This is a genomic window from Pseudobacter ginsenosidimutans (genome assembly GCF_007970185.1).
Taxonomy (GTDB): Bacteria; Bacteroidota; Bacteroidia; order Chitinophagales; family Chitinophagaceae; genus Pseudobacter; species Pseudobacter ginsenosidimutans.
The window spans coordinates 5,007,265-5,023,234 of sequence record NZ_CP042431.1 but is presented as its reverse complement, the minus strand read 5'-3'; the positions used below and the strand labels follow the sequence as shown (position 1 = coordinate 5,023,234).

16 protein-coding genes are annotated in these 15,970 nt (G+C 43.1%); 6 read left to right on the top strand and 10 right to left on the bottom strand.

Annotation, left to right across the window (positions count from 1 at the left end):
* Window positions 1–7 precede the first annotated feature (7 nt).
* Genes FSB84_RS19755 through FSB84_RS19735 form a run of 5 tightly spaced genes read left to right on the top strand, consistent with a single transcriptional unit; the run spans window position 8 to window position 7,643 of the window.
* A complete protein-coding gene (locus tag FSB84_RS19755) occupies window positions 8–2,359 on the top strand; it encodes a Gldg family protein (protein WP_130539610.1) in 2,352 nt (783 codons plus the stop codon).
* A gap of 10 nt (window positions 2,360–2,369) precedes the next feature.
* On the top strand, window positions 2,370–4,688 hold the full coding sequence (locus FSB84_RS19750; RefSeq protein ID WP_130539609.1) for an ABC transporter permease subunit: 2,319 nt from the start codon (window positions 2,370–2,372) through the stop codon (window positions 4,686–4,688).
* Window positions 4,689–4,694: 6 nt separating this feature from the next.
* The gene (locus FSB84_RS19745; RefSeq protein ID WP_130539608.1) at window positions 4,695–5,981 is read left to right on the top strand and encodes a MutS-related protein; all 1,287 of its coding nucleotides are present in this window, start codon (window positions 4,695–4,697) and stop codon (window positions 5,979–5,981) included.
* A gap of 28 nt (window positions 5,982–6,009) precedes the next feature.
* Window positions 6,010–7,335 carry a MutS-related protein gene (locus FSB84_RS19740; protein WP_130539607.1) on the top strand — a complete coding sequence of 442 codons (1,326 nt, stop codon included), beginning with the start codon at window positions 6,010–6,012 and terminating at the stop codon, window positions 7,333–7,335.
* A 35-nt stretch (window positions 7,336–7,370) separates the two neighbouring features.
* Entirely contained in the window at window positions 7,371–7,643 is a 273-nt protein-coding gene (locus FSB84_RS19735) for a hypothetical protein (protein WP_130539606.1), read from the top strand.
* 3 nt (window positions 7,644–7,646) lie between these two features.
* Here FSB84_RS19735 and FSB84_RS19730 read toward each other — a convergent pair whose 3' ends face one another.
* The 7 genes from FSB84_RS19730 to FSB84_RS19705 form a co-directional block, all read right to left on the bottom strand.
* Window positions 7,647–8,621: an aldo/keto reductase gene (locus tag FSB84_RS19730; protein ID WP_130539605.1), complete on the bottom strand. Its 975-nt coding sequence runs from the start codon at window positions 8,619–8,621 to the stop codon at window positions 7,647–7,649.
* A gap of 111 nt (window positions 8,622–8,732) precedes the next feature.
* On the bottom strand, window positions 8,733–9,389 hold the full coding sequence (locus FSB84_RS19725) for a helix-turn-helix domain-containing protein (protein WP_317132458.1): 657 nt from the start codon (window positions 9,387–9,389) through the stop codon (window positions 8,733–8,735).
* Complete coding sequence (locus FSB84_RS31585) at window positions 9,386–9,634, bottom strand: hypothetical protein (protein ID WP_317132457.1); 249 nt, start codon at window positions 9,632–9,634, stop codon at window positions 9,386–9,388. Before FSB84_RS31585 ends, FSB84_RS19725 begins: the two co-directional genes overlap by 4 nt.
* Window positions 9,635–9,707: 73 nt before the next feature.
* A complete protein-coding gene (locus FSB84_RS19720; protein ID WP_130539603.1) occupies window positions 9,708–10,151 on the bottom strand; it encodes a DUF2147 domain-containing protein in 444 nt (147 codons plus the stop codon).
* Window positions 10,148–10,933 carry an SDR family oxidoreductase gene (locus FSB84_RS19715; RefSeq protein ID WP_130539602.1) on the bottom strand — a complete coding sequence of 262 codons (786 nt, stop codon included), beginning with the start codon at window positions 10,931–10,933 and terminating at the stop codon, window positions 10,148–10,150. The genes FSB84_RS19720 and FSB84_RS19715 overlap by 4 nt, the downstream gene beginning before the upstream one ends.
* Window positions 10,934–11,019: 86 nt before the next feature.
* On the bottom strand, window positions 11,020–11,589 hold the full coding sequence (locus tag FSB84_RS19710) for a Crp/Fnr family transcriptional regulator (RefSeq protein WP_130539601.1): 570 nt from the start codon (window positions 11,587–11,589) through the stop codon (window positions 11,020–11,022).
* A gap of 228 nt (window positions 11,590–11,817) precedes the next feature.
* On the bottom strand, window positions 11,818–12,282 hold the full coding sequence (locus FSB84_RS19705; RefSeq protein WP_130539600.1) for a GNAT family N-acetyltransferase: 465 nt from the start codon (window positions 12,280–12,282) through the stop codon (window positions 11,818–11,820).
* 42 nt (window positions 12,283–12,324) lie between these two features.
* Here FSB84_RS19705 and FSB84_RS19700 point away from each other — a divergent pair, with 42 nt between their 5' ends.
* A complete protein-coding gene (locus FSB84_RS19700) occupies window positions 12,325–13,395 on the top strand; it encodes a serine hydrolase domain-containing protein (protein ID WP_130539599.1) in 1,071 nt (356 codons plus the stop codon).
* Window positions 13,396–13,408: 13 nt separating this feature from the next.
* Here FSB84_RS19700 and FSB84_RS19695 read toward each other — a convergent pair whose 3' ends face one another.
* The 3 genes from FSB84_RS19695 to FSB84_RS19685 are packed head-to-tail and all read right to left on the bottom strand — an operon-like array spanning window position 13,409 to window position 15,884.
* Window positions 13,409–13,963, bottom strand: a complete 555-nt coding sequence (locus tag FSB84_RS19695; RefSeq protein ID WP_130539598.1) for a dihydrofolate reductase family protein — start codon at window positions 13,961–13,963, stop codon at window positions 13,409–13,411.
* A gap of 36 nt (window positions 13,964–13,999) precedes the next feature.
* Window positions 14,000–14,926, bottom strand: a complete 927-nt coding sequence (locus tag FSB84_RS19690; RefSeq protein ID WP_130539597.1) for a helix-turn-helix domain-containing protein — start codon at window positions 14,924–14,926, stop codon at window positions 14,000–14,002.
* Between the two features lie 49 nt (window positions 14,927–14,975).
* The gene (locus FSB84_RS19685; protein WP_130539596.1) at window positions 14,976–15,884 is read right to left on the bottom strand and encodes an NmrA family NAD(P)-binding protein; all 909 of its coding nucleotides are present in this window, start codon (window positions 15,882–15,884) and stop codon (window positions 14,976–14,978) included.
* Between the last annotated feature and the right edge of the window lie 86 nt (window positions 15,885–15,970).

The following is a 15,970-nucleotide window of genomic DNA, read 5'->3' as shown; positions in this document are numbered from 1 at the left end:
CACTCTGATGCGTATTATTTTCAAAATCGCCAAAAACGAGCTCCGCCATCTGTTCTATTCACCGATTGGCTGGTTCCTGGCGCTCACCATGCTGGTGATGACAGCTTACTTCTATACAAACCCAATGTTGGGATATGCGGCAGCTACCGAGATGCTGGAAAGAAATAACCCCAAACCTCTCTTTTATAATATTGATGAGTCCTACACCAAAAACATATACAATACCCTGGGAAGTGGGCTGTTTTTTGTGATCTTAAAATACTTGTACCTGTTTGTTCCACTGCTGGCGATGAGCGTCATCAACAAGGAATTCAACAATGGTACTATCAGGCTCTTGTATTCATCGCCGGTTAAACTCAGGCAGATCGTACTGGGTAAGTTTCTGGGATTGACGGTGTATAATTTCATCCTTGTTGCCATCATCGGCATATTCATAGTACTTGGATTCTTTGATATCAGATCGCTTGATCTTCCTCCTCTCCTTTCTGGTTTGCTGGGCTTGTTCCTGTTGCTCAGCGCCCTGACTGCGATTGCAGTATTCATGTCTAGCCTTACCAGTTACCAGATCGTATCGGCACTGGCCAGTTTTACGGTGTTGTTTCTGTTGTCACGCATTCAAACACTCTGGCAGGAGTATGAATTCTTCAGGGATATCACCTGGTTCTTAGCGATCTCCAATAAGATCACCAATATGCTGTCTGGGCTCATAACCACCAGCGATATCATTTATTATCTTCTCATCATCTGCGCATTCATTGGATTTACTTTATTAAGACTGAAGCATGGCACTGAAAGCCGTGTCTGGTATGTAAGGGTGAGCCGTTATCTTTCGCTGATACTGATCTGCGTACTGACAGGTTATGTTTTTTCCCGTCCGGCTAACAATGTATACTTCGATACCACTGCACAACAACTTCACAGCATACATCCAAGATCACAGGAACTCATCAGGGAGCTGAATGAGGGTCCATTGGAAATAACCCTGTACACCAATCTCCTGGATCAGAAAGCAAACTTTGGGCTACCCGCCGCACGCAATACTTACCTGGAAAAAGTATGGTGGCCTTATCAGCGTTTCAAATCAGATATCCACTTTAAGTATGTGTACTATTATGGCATCCAAAAAACTGACAGCAGCCTCTTCAGAAAATATCCAGGAAAAACCTTGCAACAGATTGCCGGCCTGAAAGCAAAAATGCTACAGGTGGATCCGGCATTGTTCAAACCGGCTGCCGAAATGCCCAACCTGAAAGAACTGGAATCCGAAAACCTGGAATTATTAATGACCCTGGAATACCAGGGAAGAAAAACAATTCTGAGAACGCATGCCCCGGCGAAACCATGGCCCAGGGAACGCAATATCAATGCAGTACTGAGCCGTCTGCTGAATAAACCAATTCCACAGGTTTACTATGTATCCGGACAACTGGAAAGAAGCATTTACAAAAGAGGAGAAAGAGAATTGTCGTTACATACTGCCGACAAATGGGGACTGGAATCTCTCATCAATTCCGGGTTTGATCTGGATACACTGAATCTTTCCACACACAATATACCAGTCAATACTTCTTTGCTGGTACTGGCCGATCCGCGTGTTGCTTATACCGATACTGTTATGGGCAAGCTCACGCAATACCTGCTGCAAGGAGGTAATATGATCATCCTGGGAGAACCAGGCAAACAACAGGTATTAAATCCATTGCTGAAACAGACAGGTATCCAATTGCAGGATGGACAGCTGGTCCAACTCAGCAAACATGAAACACCGGAAAAAATTACAGGTTTTATCGATACCACTGCTTTCAACCTCTCTGAAGAAAGAACTTTCCGGCAATCAAAATACCTCTGGGCAAATGGCATCTACGAAGACTCACTCTTTCTGAAAATAAGAGGAGCCACCAGCCTGTCTGGAAAAGGTGAAAACGGATTTCATTCAACTCCACTTGTTTTATCTGCTCCCAACAAGAGCTGGTTGAAAGTAGGAAAACTGATTGTTGATTCTACGGCGCCTGTTTTTGATCCGGCAGCAGGTGATCAGAAAGAAGTTTCTGCACCGGTGATCACCAAACTCTCCAGGACCATCGGTCAGAAGGAACAAAGAATTATCGTGACCGGTGATGCAGACATACTCAGCAATCAGGGGATCTGGGACGGAACTACTCCCATGCTCTATTCTATGTATAGCTGGACCGCCTACAATAAGTTCCCCATCTATACACCCAGGCCACAGGCAAAAGACGACTGGCTGCTGGTAAAAATGAAACGGGCCTATATTCAGAAAATAGTTTTCACCTGGATACTGCCATCCTTAGTGCTGATAACTGGCGTGATAATTCTAATCAGAAGAAAAAGAAAATAAACGATCCGCTATGAAAATCATTTTCAGTATAGCAAAGAATGAGTTCCGGAACTTGTTTTACTCCCCGATTGCCTGGTTTGTGTTGCTGATCTTTTTTATCAGCTGTGCTCATTCCTATACAAACACCATTCACTATCTCGCGAATATCCAGGAAGTGCAACTTAAGAATGCTCCTTCATTCAAAGCCCTGCACACCTTCTACGGGCTCACAGCTGATGTGTTCCTGCTGGGTGGATTTTTTACCAGTATCAGCGGCAATCTTTTTCTGATCATCCCATTGTTAACGATGGGACTGATCAGCAGGGATTACCTGATGGGCACCAGTGCACTGCTTTATTCTTCACCCATCAGTATCAGGAAGGTGGTGCTGGGAAAATATCTTGGTATCATGTTGTACAATATGATCCTGGTATTGATCGTGGCTATTTTTCTGGTAACAGGAATGATGAATATCAAACAGGTTGACAGCAGCGCATTACTATCGGCCCTTCTGGGTTTCTATTTACTGGTATGTGCGTATTCCGCTATCGGCCTGTTTTTGAGTAGTCTCAGTCAATCGCAGATCGTATCTGCCATTGCCACTTTCTTAACTATCTGGGCGCTGATCTATATTGGTAGCTTATGGCAGCGGTATGATTTTGTGAGAGACCTTACCTGGTTCCTTTCCATGCAGGGCCGGGCAGACAAAATGCTGAACGGTCTCATCACCACAAGGGACCTGTTTTATTTCATACTGGTGCCAGGGATGTTTGTTGTATTCACCTGCTTCAGACTTTCCGGTAAACTACAGTACAGACCCTGGCATATCAAAGCTGGCAGAACCCTGTTGACACTGGTGGTTGTACTGCTGCTTGGTTATATCAGTTCGCGTCCGGCGCTCACAGGATACCTCGACGCCACGAGTACCCAAAGAAATACACTGCACCCGAAAACACAACAGTTGTTGAAGGAGTTGGGCGATAGCACCCTGGAGGTAACGATGTATTCCAATCTGCTCGGTAAACAAAATGACCTCATCTATGGAATGCCCGAAAGCCGCAACAGCAATTACCTGGGACAGTTCTGGGACATGTACCTGCGGTTCAAACCGGATATCAGTTTTAAATATGTTTATTACTATGCGTATGATACAATCGCAGATCCGCAGAGTTTAACCAAATTGTTCCCACATAAATCTGTGGAAGCAATCGTAAAAGAAATGTGCAAGATGAGCGGGCGGTCTGAAGATATGTACCTCCCGGTAAACAAAGTACAGGCTGATATCAACCTCGCAGCGGAACAGGAAAAACTGGTGATGCAATTAAAATTCAAAGGGCATACTGCAGTACTCCGCACATTCGATGATAATAATTTCTGGCCCGATGAAACCAATGTGATGGCCGCTATCAAAAGAGTGCAGGGAACACCCATGCCTTCGGTTGCCTTCAGCACAGGTTCTCTTGAAAGGAATATTTACAAATGGGGAGACCGGGAATATGCTACACATACAACCAGTAAACAACACAGGAAGTCGATGATCAATATCGGGTTTGATGTGGATACCATCAACCTGCATACCCAATCCATTCCCGATAAACTTACAACGCTGGTGATCGCTGATCCTAAAATGGATCTTAGTCCCGTTGTTACTGAAAAGATCAACCAGTACATTGCCAAAGGTGGTAATTGCATGTTCTACGGAGAGCCCGGCAAACAACATGTATTGAATCCCTTACTGGCCCCATTAGGTATGCAACTGGAGCCCGGACAACTTGTTTATCCAACCCAGGACGAAACACCTGATAAAGTGTATGCGCTGGTATCCGCCAGTAGCAGAACATTGGCAGAACCGATAGCAAACCTGAATGATTATGCACTGTTGCCCGGCGTTACAGCTGTCACCAGTCTGCAACCTGCCGGTTGGAAAATTGATTCACTCGCCAATACCATACCCAATGCCACCTGGCTCAGCAGGGGAACTATTGTGATCGATTCCATCCTGCCTCCCTTCAATGCAGCAGCAGGCGATCTCAAACAACAAAGTTTTTCTGTGATCAAAAATCTGACAAGGACCATCAACGGAAAAGAGCAGCGGCTGGTGATCAGTGGTGATGCCGACCTCGCCAGTAACAGGCGCTTATCAAACAATAATACTTTCCTCACATCCATCTACAGTTGGATGGCGTATAATCTGTTCCCGCTTGTAGCCACCAGGAAAGAACCAGAAGATGTATTGCTAAAGATCGGGGAACACGCAGCATACTATCAGAAGAAAATAATGTTTTGGGTGGTGCCTGCGATACTGCTGAGCATTGGCGCCATCGTATTGATCCGTAGAAAAAGAAAATAAGCAACGATGTATTTACAAACTGATGAACAAACCATCGATGATCTCGGCATATTTGGGAAAAGAGACGGTCACGGGATCTATGACATTTACAACAATGCGCATACCCGTGGTGGAGAAGCATTACTGGAAGTGTTGTTCAAATCTCCCCTGAGTGACAAAACTGCCATCAACCAGCGAAGCAATACCATTGCCCAGTTCATGAAGGCAAATCTGGTTTTCCCTTTTGATGCTTCAATTTTTGATGTTACTGAAAAGTATTTGTTCCAAAATATCAACGAACAGCATCAGACTCAGTTAAGCGAAAAGGAAGTGCAGAATGGAGTGTCTGCAATTATCGATCTCTTACATCTCACCCAGATTTTTGTTGAGCGAAATGATGTGCAGCAACTCAGTGAATATATCAATGAGCGAACGATCATAGAAAAGATCTTATCCAATCCTGCATTTGAGCCCGCGCTGAAACAGGGAGCCGGAAAAAACAAGATCTCATATGCGGCAGTTACGGCATTCGATTCCCTGTTCAGAGCGGCACAAAGAATTCATTTGGAAAACCTGCTGAAACAGCTTTATCAGCTGGATGTATATATTGCTGTGGCCAGAACAGCCACTGATCGTGGCTTTGTATTTCCCCGCGCGCTCAGCAAAGGAAAACCCGTACTAGCCCTGGAAGGCGTGTACCATCCAACGCTCACTAATGCAGTGCGCAACAATGTAAGAATGGATGAACAGCAGAATGTGATATTTCTGACCGGGGCCAATATGGCCGGTAAATCAACGATGCTGCGATCGCTGAGCACAGCATTGTATATAGCGCATATGGGATTCCCTGTGGCAGCCAATTCGATGGAGTTCTCCGTGCTGGATGGTTTGTACACCACAGTGAATCTCCCGGACAACCTGGGCATCGGCGCCAGTCATTTCTATGCAGAAGTATTGCGGGTTAAAAAGATGGCCAGCGAACTGAGCAGTGGCAAATCATTATTCATTCTTTTTGATGAATTGTTCCGCGGCACCAATGTGAAGGATGCGCATGAAGCCACGGTGGCTGTCACGCGCGGATTCGCCGGCAAATCGAACAGCCTCTTCATTATTTCATCCCATATTGTGGAAGCAGGTGAAGAATTGAAACAACAACCCAATATCGGCTTCCTGTATTTACCAACTAAAATGAAGGGGCATGCACCAGAATACACTTATACGCTTGAAAAGGGAATTACCGATGATCGTCATGGTATGATCATCATCAGGAACGAAGGCATTTTGGAAACCTTGAAAAACGGGAAGAAAGCTTAACGGCACAGCCTGATTAAAAATATTAACCATGAGTTTTAGCATAGACAAACAAACGCTCGAAGAGTTGAACCTGCTCGGTAAATTCCGGCAGGGATCAGTTTATCATTTATTCAACAGGGTCAAAACAAGAGGAGCAGAACAATTGCTGGATGCGATGTTCCGTACGCCGCTCACCAGCGCAGAGGTCATCAATGAAAGAAGCAGGATCTTCCGGAGTTTCCAGCAGGCAGCGATACAATTTCCTTTCGATGTGCAACAAGTAAGTCTCATGCGTGAGTACCTCGATATCCGTGTGAGCAAAAATGCGGCGATGGTGCTGGCAGGAACATTTGTAAAAAAATGTTTGTCGAAGCTCACGAGGGATGAGCGTTTCAAAAAGAATGTGCAGGGGCTGCAGGCAACCATCGTAATCCTGAACAAATGTTTCGAATTTGTAAACAGTCAACAGTTGCAAACCGGTCCTTATGCCAATCGTATAAGATCGATCCAAACACTTCTTGCCGACAAGAAACTGGAAAAAGTACGTAATACAGATATCTATCAATCATTGCCGGTACAAACCATTGCGTATTATGATCATTTGCTGAAGGAAAAATACAATTCCGAACTGGAGGATCTGCTACAGTTCATCTACGAAGTGGATGTGTATATTGCCATTAGTGATGTAGCGCGCAGCAGGAAATTCAACTATGCCAGAGCATTCCCTCCGGAGAACAATTGCTTTTCAGTGGCAGCCCTTCACCATCCTTGTATAGATAAAGCAACAGGCAACAATCTATTGCTGAACGGGACCTGCAATGTATTATTCCTTACCGGCGCCAATATGGCTGGAAAATCCACCTGGATGAAATCTGTGGGTATCGGTTTATACCTCGCACACATGGGATTTCCGGTGGCTGCGGATATGTTTGAATTCTCAGTTCGTGAAGGGATGTACTCGAGTATCAATGTGGCCGATAATATCGGATTGGGCTATAGCCATTTCTATGCAGAAGTAGTGCGGGTAAAGCAGGCAGCCGATGCTGCCGCCAGTGGCAAAAGATTACTGCTGATGTTTGATGAATTGTTCAAAGGCACCAATGTAAAAGATGCATTCGATGGAACCCTGGCAGTAACAGAAGGATTTGCTGAATACAGAAATTGTTTGTTCATCGTTTCCACGCATATCATTGAAGTGGGTGAATCCCTGAAAAAACATAACAATATCCAGTCATTGTTCATGCCCACTATCATGGAAGGCGCTAAGCCCAGGTATACCTACAGGCTGCAGGAAGGCATCACGGAAGACAGGCAGGGAATGATGATCATCAGGAATGAAGGGATCCTGGAAATGCTGGAAAGCAATGCAGGCTGATCTGATCAGCACCGAACCGGTATAAGGCTTTTGAGATGCCGGCATTCTTTCGTCCAACGCGCATGAATGCCGGCAGGTATAGCAACGCCGCCGGTCATCATTGCCTTGCCTGGTTGTTGTTTCAATCTGAGTATTTCTTCCCAGATGTTCGCTCCAACAATCCTTGTTTTACTATCTCTACACTGCTTAATGTTTTTGAGAACACCAGCTTGTCCACCGCATCAAATTTCACCGAAAAATCATTCGTGGCTTTTGTTGGACCAGACAGGCTCTTTGCCATATACGGTCAGGAAGGGACCATCAATTAGTCGTTATTTTTTTTCCGCTGTTTGTCGTATTTGTGCAGGATAGCGTTCACCTGCAATTTTGATGGTTGCCAATGCGATATTGATCCTCCTTAGCTCGTCATTGGTTAGAGAAACGTTTATAGCACCAATATTTTCCTGAAACCGGTGTAGTTTTGATGTTCCAGGAATCGGGACTATGAAAGGTTTTTGAGCCAGCAACCAGGCCAGTGCGACTTGTGCAGCCGTTGCGTTTTTTTCTTTAGCAATGGAAACAACCAAATCAACCAATGCCTGATTGGCTTTCCTGTTATCTTCGGAAAAACGTGGATATAAATTCCGGGGATCTGTTACGTCAAACTTTGTATCGGCAGTAATCATTCCAGTCAGGAAACCTTTGCCCAATGGGCTGAATGCTACAAAACCGATTTTCAACTCTTCCAATATGGATATGATTTCGTTTTCAGGCTCACGATAAAACATTGAGTATTCGCTTTGCAAAGCAGTTACAGGTAGAACGGCATGCGCCTTACGAATAGTTTCGGCATTGGCTTCTGACAAACCAAAATGCTTTATCTTACCCTGTTGTATCAGATCTTTTACTGTTCCAGCCACGTCTTCAATCGGCACATCCGGATCATACCGGTGCTGGTAAAACAAATCTATCACATCTGTTCTTAATCTTTTCAGGGATGCTTCTGCTACAGCTTTGATGGTTTCCGGTCGACTGTCCAATCCTTGACGTATATCACCATTTTTAAATCCAAACTTGGTGGCAATCACTACTTCTTTGCGCAGGGGTTCCAGTGCTTCACCTACCAATAACTCATTCTCCCCATAGCCCTGAGCCGTATCAAAAAAAGTAATACCCTGTTCCACCGCCGCACGAATTAATTTGATGCTTTCTTCTTTTGTTGGCGCATTCGGAAAACTTAATCCCATTGCCCCAAAGCCTAAAACGGATACTTCCAGGCCATGACTGCCTAAATTTCTAGATTTCATTTTTTACTTTTTTCAATTGATAACACAAAGGTTGTACAATCAAAAATGAAATCATTTGCCATTTGGCAAAAAAGCAAGGTGGGTGCCGCTGTTGGCTTTACTTTTGATCCATCAGTTGAACGATTGCCTAAACTCCGAAGGCGTTTGCTTTGTCTTTGCCCTAAACAACTTGCTGAACGATTGCAAATGTTCAAAGCCCAATTCATAAGCAATTTCGCTAACAGATAATTCAGTCGTTGATAATTTTTCTTTGGCTTTTTCAATCAATTTGTCATGAATATGTTGTTGCGTTGATTGCCCCGTCAGTGTTTTGAGTAAACTTCGTAAATAAGAAGGTGAAATATTTAAGCTGTCTGATACAAATTGAACTGTAGGTAAGCCTTTTGATATTAAATCATTGCTATTGAAATATTCCGAAAGCAGCATTTCTAAACGGCTAAGGATTTGATGATTGGTTACTTTCCGGGTAATGAACTGTCGCTCGTAAAATCTTTGTGCATAAGTAAACAACAATTCCAACTGAGCTATAATCACATCCTGGCTAAACTTGTCGATGTTGGCATTATACTCATAACGAATATTATCGATAATTCCATTCATTATCGTTTCTTCTTTATCGGAAAGAAATAAAGCTTCATTGGTGGAATAGCTAAAATATTCATATTGTTTTATTTTTTTTGCCAATGGCGTATTCCATAAAAAATCAGGGTGGATAAACAACATCCACCCCTGCAAATTGGGCGGCAGTCCACCTTCTTCGCCCCTCAATATTTGTCCGGGGCCATAAACGCCATTAAGCCTTCATCAAAATCATATTTCTGCTGACCATAAAATAAGTTATTGCAACCACGCTTGATAGATACGGTATAAAAGTCGAAAATCACAGCCGTAACATTACTGCTGTTTGTAAATTTTGAGACATCAACAATGCTGATGAGTGGGTGATGTGGCTTTTCCAATCCTGCAATGCGATGGCCTTCTGTGATGGATTTTATACGATAAGGCGCATTCATGATTCAACACATTTTTTTAATGAGAATTTGGCATTACCTATACTTTTCAACATGACTTTCCCTTATTTCTAATTTATTGAATTCTCTTAAACTTCATTGTTTTACCCAGGAGCGAAATACCCAGATAACCACGAAAGTGAAGTTCGTTCTCTGTTCTCAATTTCGCATTTAAGCTGTAAATATCACCATCTTCAGGGTTGTACAATTTTCCACCGCTGTATTCGCCCTTTTCAAATTTCAGGTTGGTTATGTTCACAATACCTTGCCTGGACCTGTCCCGTAATGACTTATTGGGATTATTATTGTCTTTCTTAGGGATTTTGCTATCAATTTCAAACATATTGGAAGCCCACAAAAGCTTTCCGAAATATTTTCCATCTTGCTTAAAAATTTCAAATTTCAGCTTTACTTCTCCATCAATACTTTCCCACTGCCCGATGATCTTATCTGCAGGTTGCTGAGTAAAACCTGTTAGCCCAATAACCAATATTATGATCGCAAGAATTATCTTTCTCATTGCTTTATTTTTTTCATTTTTTCGATTGCAATAAATTCCCGGTGACCAAATCTTAAAAGCATGCCTGGAAAAATCCTGCTCGCCAGTCTTAATATTTTGATAAGGAATGGCTTTAGTTCTTTTTTATCTTTCTTTAGTCCGTCGATAGCCACTTTTACCATCTTGTCCACACTCATCATCATACCCGGGTTAGGTTTTCTTATCCAATCGTTTTGTAAATTAGTATTTACGCCTGGCGGTATCATTTCAAAAACTCTTACGGACGTATTTCCCAGTTGCAAACGCAGGGCCTGTGTATAAGCGCGAACACCTGCCTTGGTGGCACTATAAATGGGTGCAGCGGAATAGGGCATAAAAGCAATACCGGAGGATACATTTACGATGGCCGCTGATTTTTTAGTTATCAGATGTGGTAGAAACCGGTGCACCATCTGAATAGTTCCGGTAAGGTTTGTTGCTACTTCCCTATTGATGTTTTCCAAATCCAGTGATGGGTCCTGCAAATCAATTAGCCGCATTAAACCGGCATTGTTGATGATGATGTTTAGATCCGGAAATTTCGTTGTAACGTTTTGGTATAAATCTTCAATATCACCAGGATTACTCACATCGCTTTGAAAAACGTGTACTCCGGGAAACTGTTTTTTGGTTTCGTTCAGCGCATCCAGCTTTCTACCAGTCACGATAACGGTAGCGCCTTCTTTGATAAGTTGTTTTACCAATCCTAATCCGATTCCGCTTGTTCCTCCGGTAATAAGGATGGAACTGTTCTTTAAATCCATTTTTCTGGTATTTGTTACTGCAAATTTCAGCAGCAATCAGAAAGCAGATTTAGTCAAAACGACTTTTGTATTATCCAAAAATGACCTTAGCGTATTTTTTTCCGGATCCGGCTCAGTGAAGATTGTGTAATTCCCAGATAAGAAGCAATGAATGATAAGGGCACACGGTTAACCAATGTCGGGAATTTTTGAATAAAATCGAGATAACGTTCCGTTCCGTCTTGCGAAACTAACTCACTTCTCCTCGTTATTTTTTCGCTGTGGTGTTTCGTCATTATTTTTTGGACAATGTTGTCCCAGCCAATGATCGTTTCTGAAATATCTTTCCAGTCCTGTTTTGAAAAAACAACCAGTTTGCAATCAGTAATGGCTGAAAGGTATTCGGAAGGCGTAAAAATTTCGGCAACGGTATTGCCAGATAAGATCAAATGATTTTCATCAATGAAATAACGGGTAATTTCTTCTCCTTTATTGTTGTAATAAAAAACACGAATTACCCCCTCGGTAATAAAACCGATTTGCCTGACTGTTTTTCCTGCTTCCCAATAGTATTCGTCTTTGCGAAGTTCTAACACCATTGCCTTACTTACTATAAGGTCAATTTGTTGTTGATTTAGAGGACCGAATTGCAAGACGAAACTGATAAATTTATCCATTTTGCTAAGTTAGAAATTGTTGCCAACCCGTTCCAGGCACCGGATACAACTTAACACCGATGCCTCAGCCAGAAATGAAGCAGGGTTTTCCATATCAGCCCAATGTGCACGGCAGTATGGATCGTGCTTACCGTACCCGCTGCAGGTTTAACCGCCTACCCCGCGGTGAAATTACCGGAAAACAAACTCATTTTCAGGAAAATGCCATGGAAGCATGTACGCCGAATACTATTCCAGTTCATACCGCATCTCCGTGAGTATCTGTTTAAACCCGGCTTTTTCATACGCTCTCACTGCAGCATTATTTTCTGTATAGACTTGCAGCCTCACCTCTTTTATACCCCTTGATCTTACCCAGGACTTGAGCCCTTCGATCAATTGCTGATTCAATCCCTGGCCTCTGTATTCAGGAAGCACGAACATAAATCCCAGATGAGCATATTCCTTATGGATCAGATAAGTTTTTGCAGGCCTGATCTGCGCATACCCACAAGCAACCAGCCTGCCATCGATTTCGATCACCAGCAGTTCAGCGTTATCAAGTTCAATCAATTCTTTAAGATCATAGTAGATGAGAGCTCCTTCCTGTAAGGTTACATCAAACGGCCTTTCGGCGTTTACCAGCAACTGTAAGAATTCAGATAATACAGGAAGATCTTGCAAAGTAGCTGGTCTTATTATTTGAGTGCCCATGAGATTATTTTGTGGTTTTGCCGCATTTGCTTATATTAAGAGATGCATAAATTCATCTTTATCCTTGTTTTTCTACCTGCAATTTACAATGCAAATTGTCAACCCATCAACAAGAATGAAGCCAGTCTGCTTGACAGCATGACCACAGCAGTTACCGGTAATAATTATACCGATTTTCATAGCATTTTGATTTCGAAAGATGGGAAATCAATTTATGAAAAGTATTTCAACGGATGGAACAAAGATTCACTCCAGGATTCCCGCTCGGCATTTAAATCCATTACCAGCATTCTGGCCGGCATAGCCGTAGATAAAGGATTTATCAAGGACGTCAACCAGAAAGTATATTCTTACTTTCCGGAGTTTACGGATTTCTCAGGCAATAATGCCTGGAAAAAGGACATGACAATCGAAAATATTCTGCGAATGGAAGCAGGCTTCGACTGCGAAGAGTTCAACGATGGAAAAGACTGTGAAACCGATATGATGGCAACAAAGGACTGGATCAGGTTTTCCCTTGCTTTACCCATGAAGGATAAGCCGGGCTCAGTTTGGGCCTACACATCCTGCGATCCAATGATCATGAGCGGGATCATAAGCCGTGCAGCAAAAATGTCAATAATGGAATTCGCTAAAAAATACCTGTTATACCCAATGGGAATCAAGCATTACAGGTGGACAATAGATCCCAGCGGTAACGGAATGACTGCCGGTTCCTTTTATATCCTTCCCTCCGATATGATGAAAATAGGAGAAATGGTGCTTCAAAAAGGGATCTGGAAAGGCCAGAGGATCATATCAGAGAATTGGATCAAACAGTCCACCAACACGCCCATTCCCATAACCGATTTCTCATTTGTAAAATTCAGCAAATCTACTGTTGCCATCCCACAGCCGGCTTACTATGGATATTATTGGTACAGGGAAGAAATCAAGACAAAGACCTTCCGGGAAAATGTGCTATTTGCATCGGGAAACGGAGGTCAATACATTATGATCATTGAGCGCTTGGGCATCGTCGTGGTTTTCACACAAGGGAATTACAACTCCTGGAAAGCCAAAAAAGCCTTTGATCTCCTGGCGAAGTATATTATTCCTGCTTTTGAAAAATGAATTATTACTATGCCTACTTCAGATACCTTAGCGCAACACCTCCACTCCTGAACAGCTTCGACCCAACCGGTTTCAACTGTAATTGCTCCTGTAGTTTTGCATGATCCAGCAATCTCCTTCCCTCTCCTGCCACAACCGGCTGTATCACGAAAATAAACTCATCCACCAGTCCCAGTTCAATCAGTTGAGTAGGAATAGAAACGCCGCCGGTCATCATTGCCTTGCCTGGTTGTTGTTTCAGTTTCAGTATTTCTTCTTTGATGTCTGTTCCAACCACCCTCGATTTACTATCTGTTACATTGGTTAATGTTTTTGAAAACACCAGCTTGTCCACCGCATCAAATTTCACCGCAAAATCGTTCATGGCTTTTGTTGGACCAGACAGACTCTTTGCCATATCCGGCCAGAAAGGAACCATCAATTCATAGGTCTTGCGGCCATACACAAACAGATCTGTCTCATCCATGAGCTCAGTGAAATAGTTATGAATCTCTTCATCCGCCATCCCTTTAGTGTGATCGCAGCATCCATCTAAAGTCAGGTTGATTGCGTAAATCAGATTTCTCATTCGATTGCTTTTGGTTTATGTTTTTGATGCCTTTTATCAGTTTGAGTGAAAGGATTTCCTGAATTCCTGCGGCGACAATTTAGTTTTCAATTTAAAAAACTTGCTGAAGGATTGAGGATGTTCAAATCCAAGCTCATACGCGATCTCACTTACCGACAGATCTGTAGTAGATAATTTCTCTTTCGCTTTGCCGATCAGCTTGTCGTGAATATGCTGCTGCGCCGTTTGACCGGTCAACACTTTCAACAAACTGCTTAAATATTTAGGCGACACATTCAGAGCAGCCGAGAGATCCTGAACAGTTGGCAAACCTTTCGTCAACAGATCTTCTTTTCCAAACCAATCGTTCAGCACAGCTTCCATCCGCGTCAAAATAGTATGGTTTGCGATCTTTCTCGTGATGAATTGCCGGTTATAATAACGCTCCGAATAATTCAACAGCACTTCCAGGTGAGAGACAATGATGTTTTGGCTGAACCTATCGATATTGGAATGATATTCCTCTTTTATATGCTGCAATACACCATTCAAGGTCTTTTCTTCTTTATCGGAAAGGAACAAAGCCTCATTCACCGCGTAATCGAAAAACTCAAACTGCCCGATATGCTTTGCCAATGCACTGTTCCATAAGAAATCCGGATGGATGAGCAACATCCACCCGGAACGCTTACTTGTTTGCACCGGTTCAACTTCGATCCTGAAGACCTGGTTGGGAGCCATGAAGAACATCACGCCTTCATCAAAATCGTATTCCTGCTGGCCGTATTTAATTTTGGCCTGCAATCCCTTCTTCACCGAGATCATATAAAAATCCAACACCCAATTCACTTCACTTATATCGGCACTTCGTTTGATGGAACTGTAATCCACGATACTGATCAATGGATGTTCAGGTTTTGGCAATCCCCTGAGCTGATGGAACCCGGTGATGGTTTTGATCCTTTTTGTTTGCAGGTTTGCCATGGGTTTCAATTGGTGGTTGAAATTACGAACTAATCCGCGCAAAGCTGTGTCAATGCGAGCCTGAATATACGTTTGCAAACTCTTTGGCGAAATCAGCCAGCTTCACCTTCCCCAATACGGGTTGATTGCGGTAATAATCTTCATACAACACCCCGCTGCGCTGGGCAGCCTGCATTTCAATGAAGCCTTTTGCCACCTGCACATTGAAGCCGATATTGATCCAACTCTTCAGCAGCTCTTCATCAGGGATCACCTTCCACTGCAGCTCTGGCATTCCAATAGCTTCTCCCAGCGCTTTGGCGATCATATCAGGACTCACTTCATCACTCGCGATATACCTAACCGTTCTGCCTGAGAAAGGTTTCCCTGCTTCTTCTGCGATCACATCAGCAATATCCAGTGGCGATACCCAGGGCTCTTTTTTGTTACCGCCATAATTTGAAAAGATGGCTCGCTTCTCCTTGATCGAATTCACAAAGGAGAACAGGTTGATATAAAACCCTACAGGGCGCATGAACTTGATAGTTATATCATCAGGAAGCTGACGCAAGAGCTGTTCCACCAGATAATGGAAAACGAGAATGCCGTTCCCTTTCTCCATATGTGCCCCGATACTGCTCAGGTGGATCACCTGCTTCACACCGGATGCTTCAATTGCCTCTTTGTAGTTTTCGCCAACGCGAACAATGGAAGAAACGAAATCCAGTTCCGGATCGAACATATCCCCGGCAGCTTCCATCGTTTCCATCAGATAAACGATACCTGCACCTTTGAACGCTTCAGTCAAAAAGCCAGCATCATAGATACTGCCGATGGCTGCTTTGGCGCCTATTGATTCAATGGTTTGCTGTCGTTCAGGATTACTGCTGATCACAGTTACATCGAATCCATTTTTCACTAAATTTTCTGTAAGGGGCCTGCCGATATTTCCCAGGGAACCTGTCAATACGATTTTCATTTTTCGTTTGTTTTTATTGATACAAAATTCAACTACAAACGAAAAACAGAACTAACCAAATGGCAGAACAATGAAGCCAAAACTCC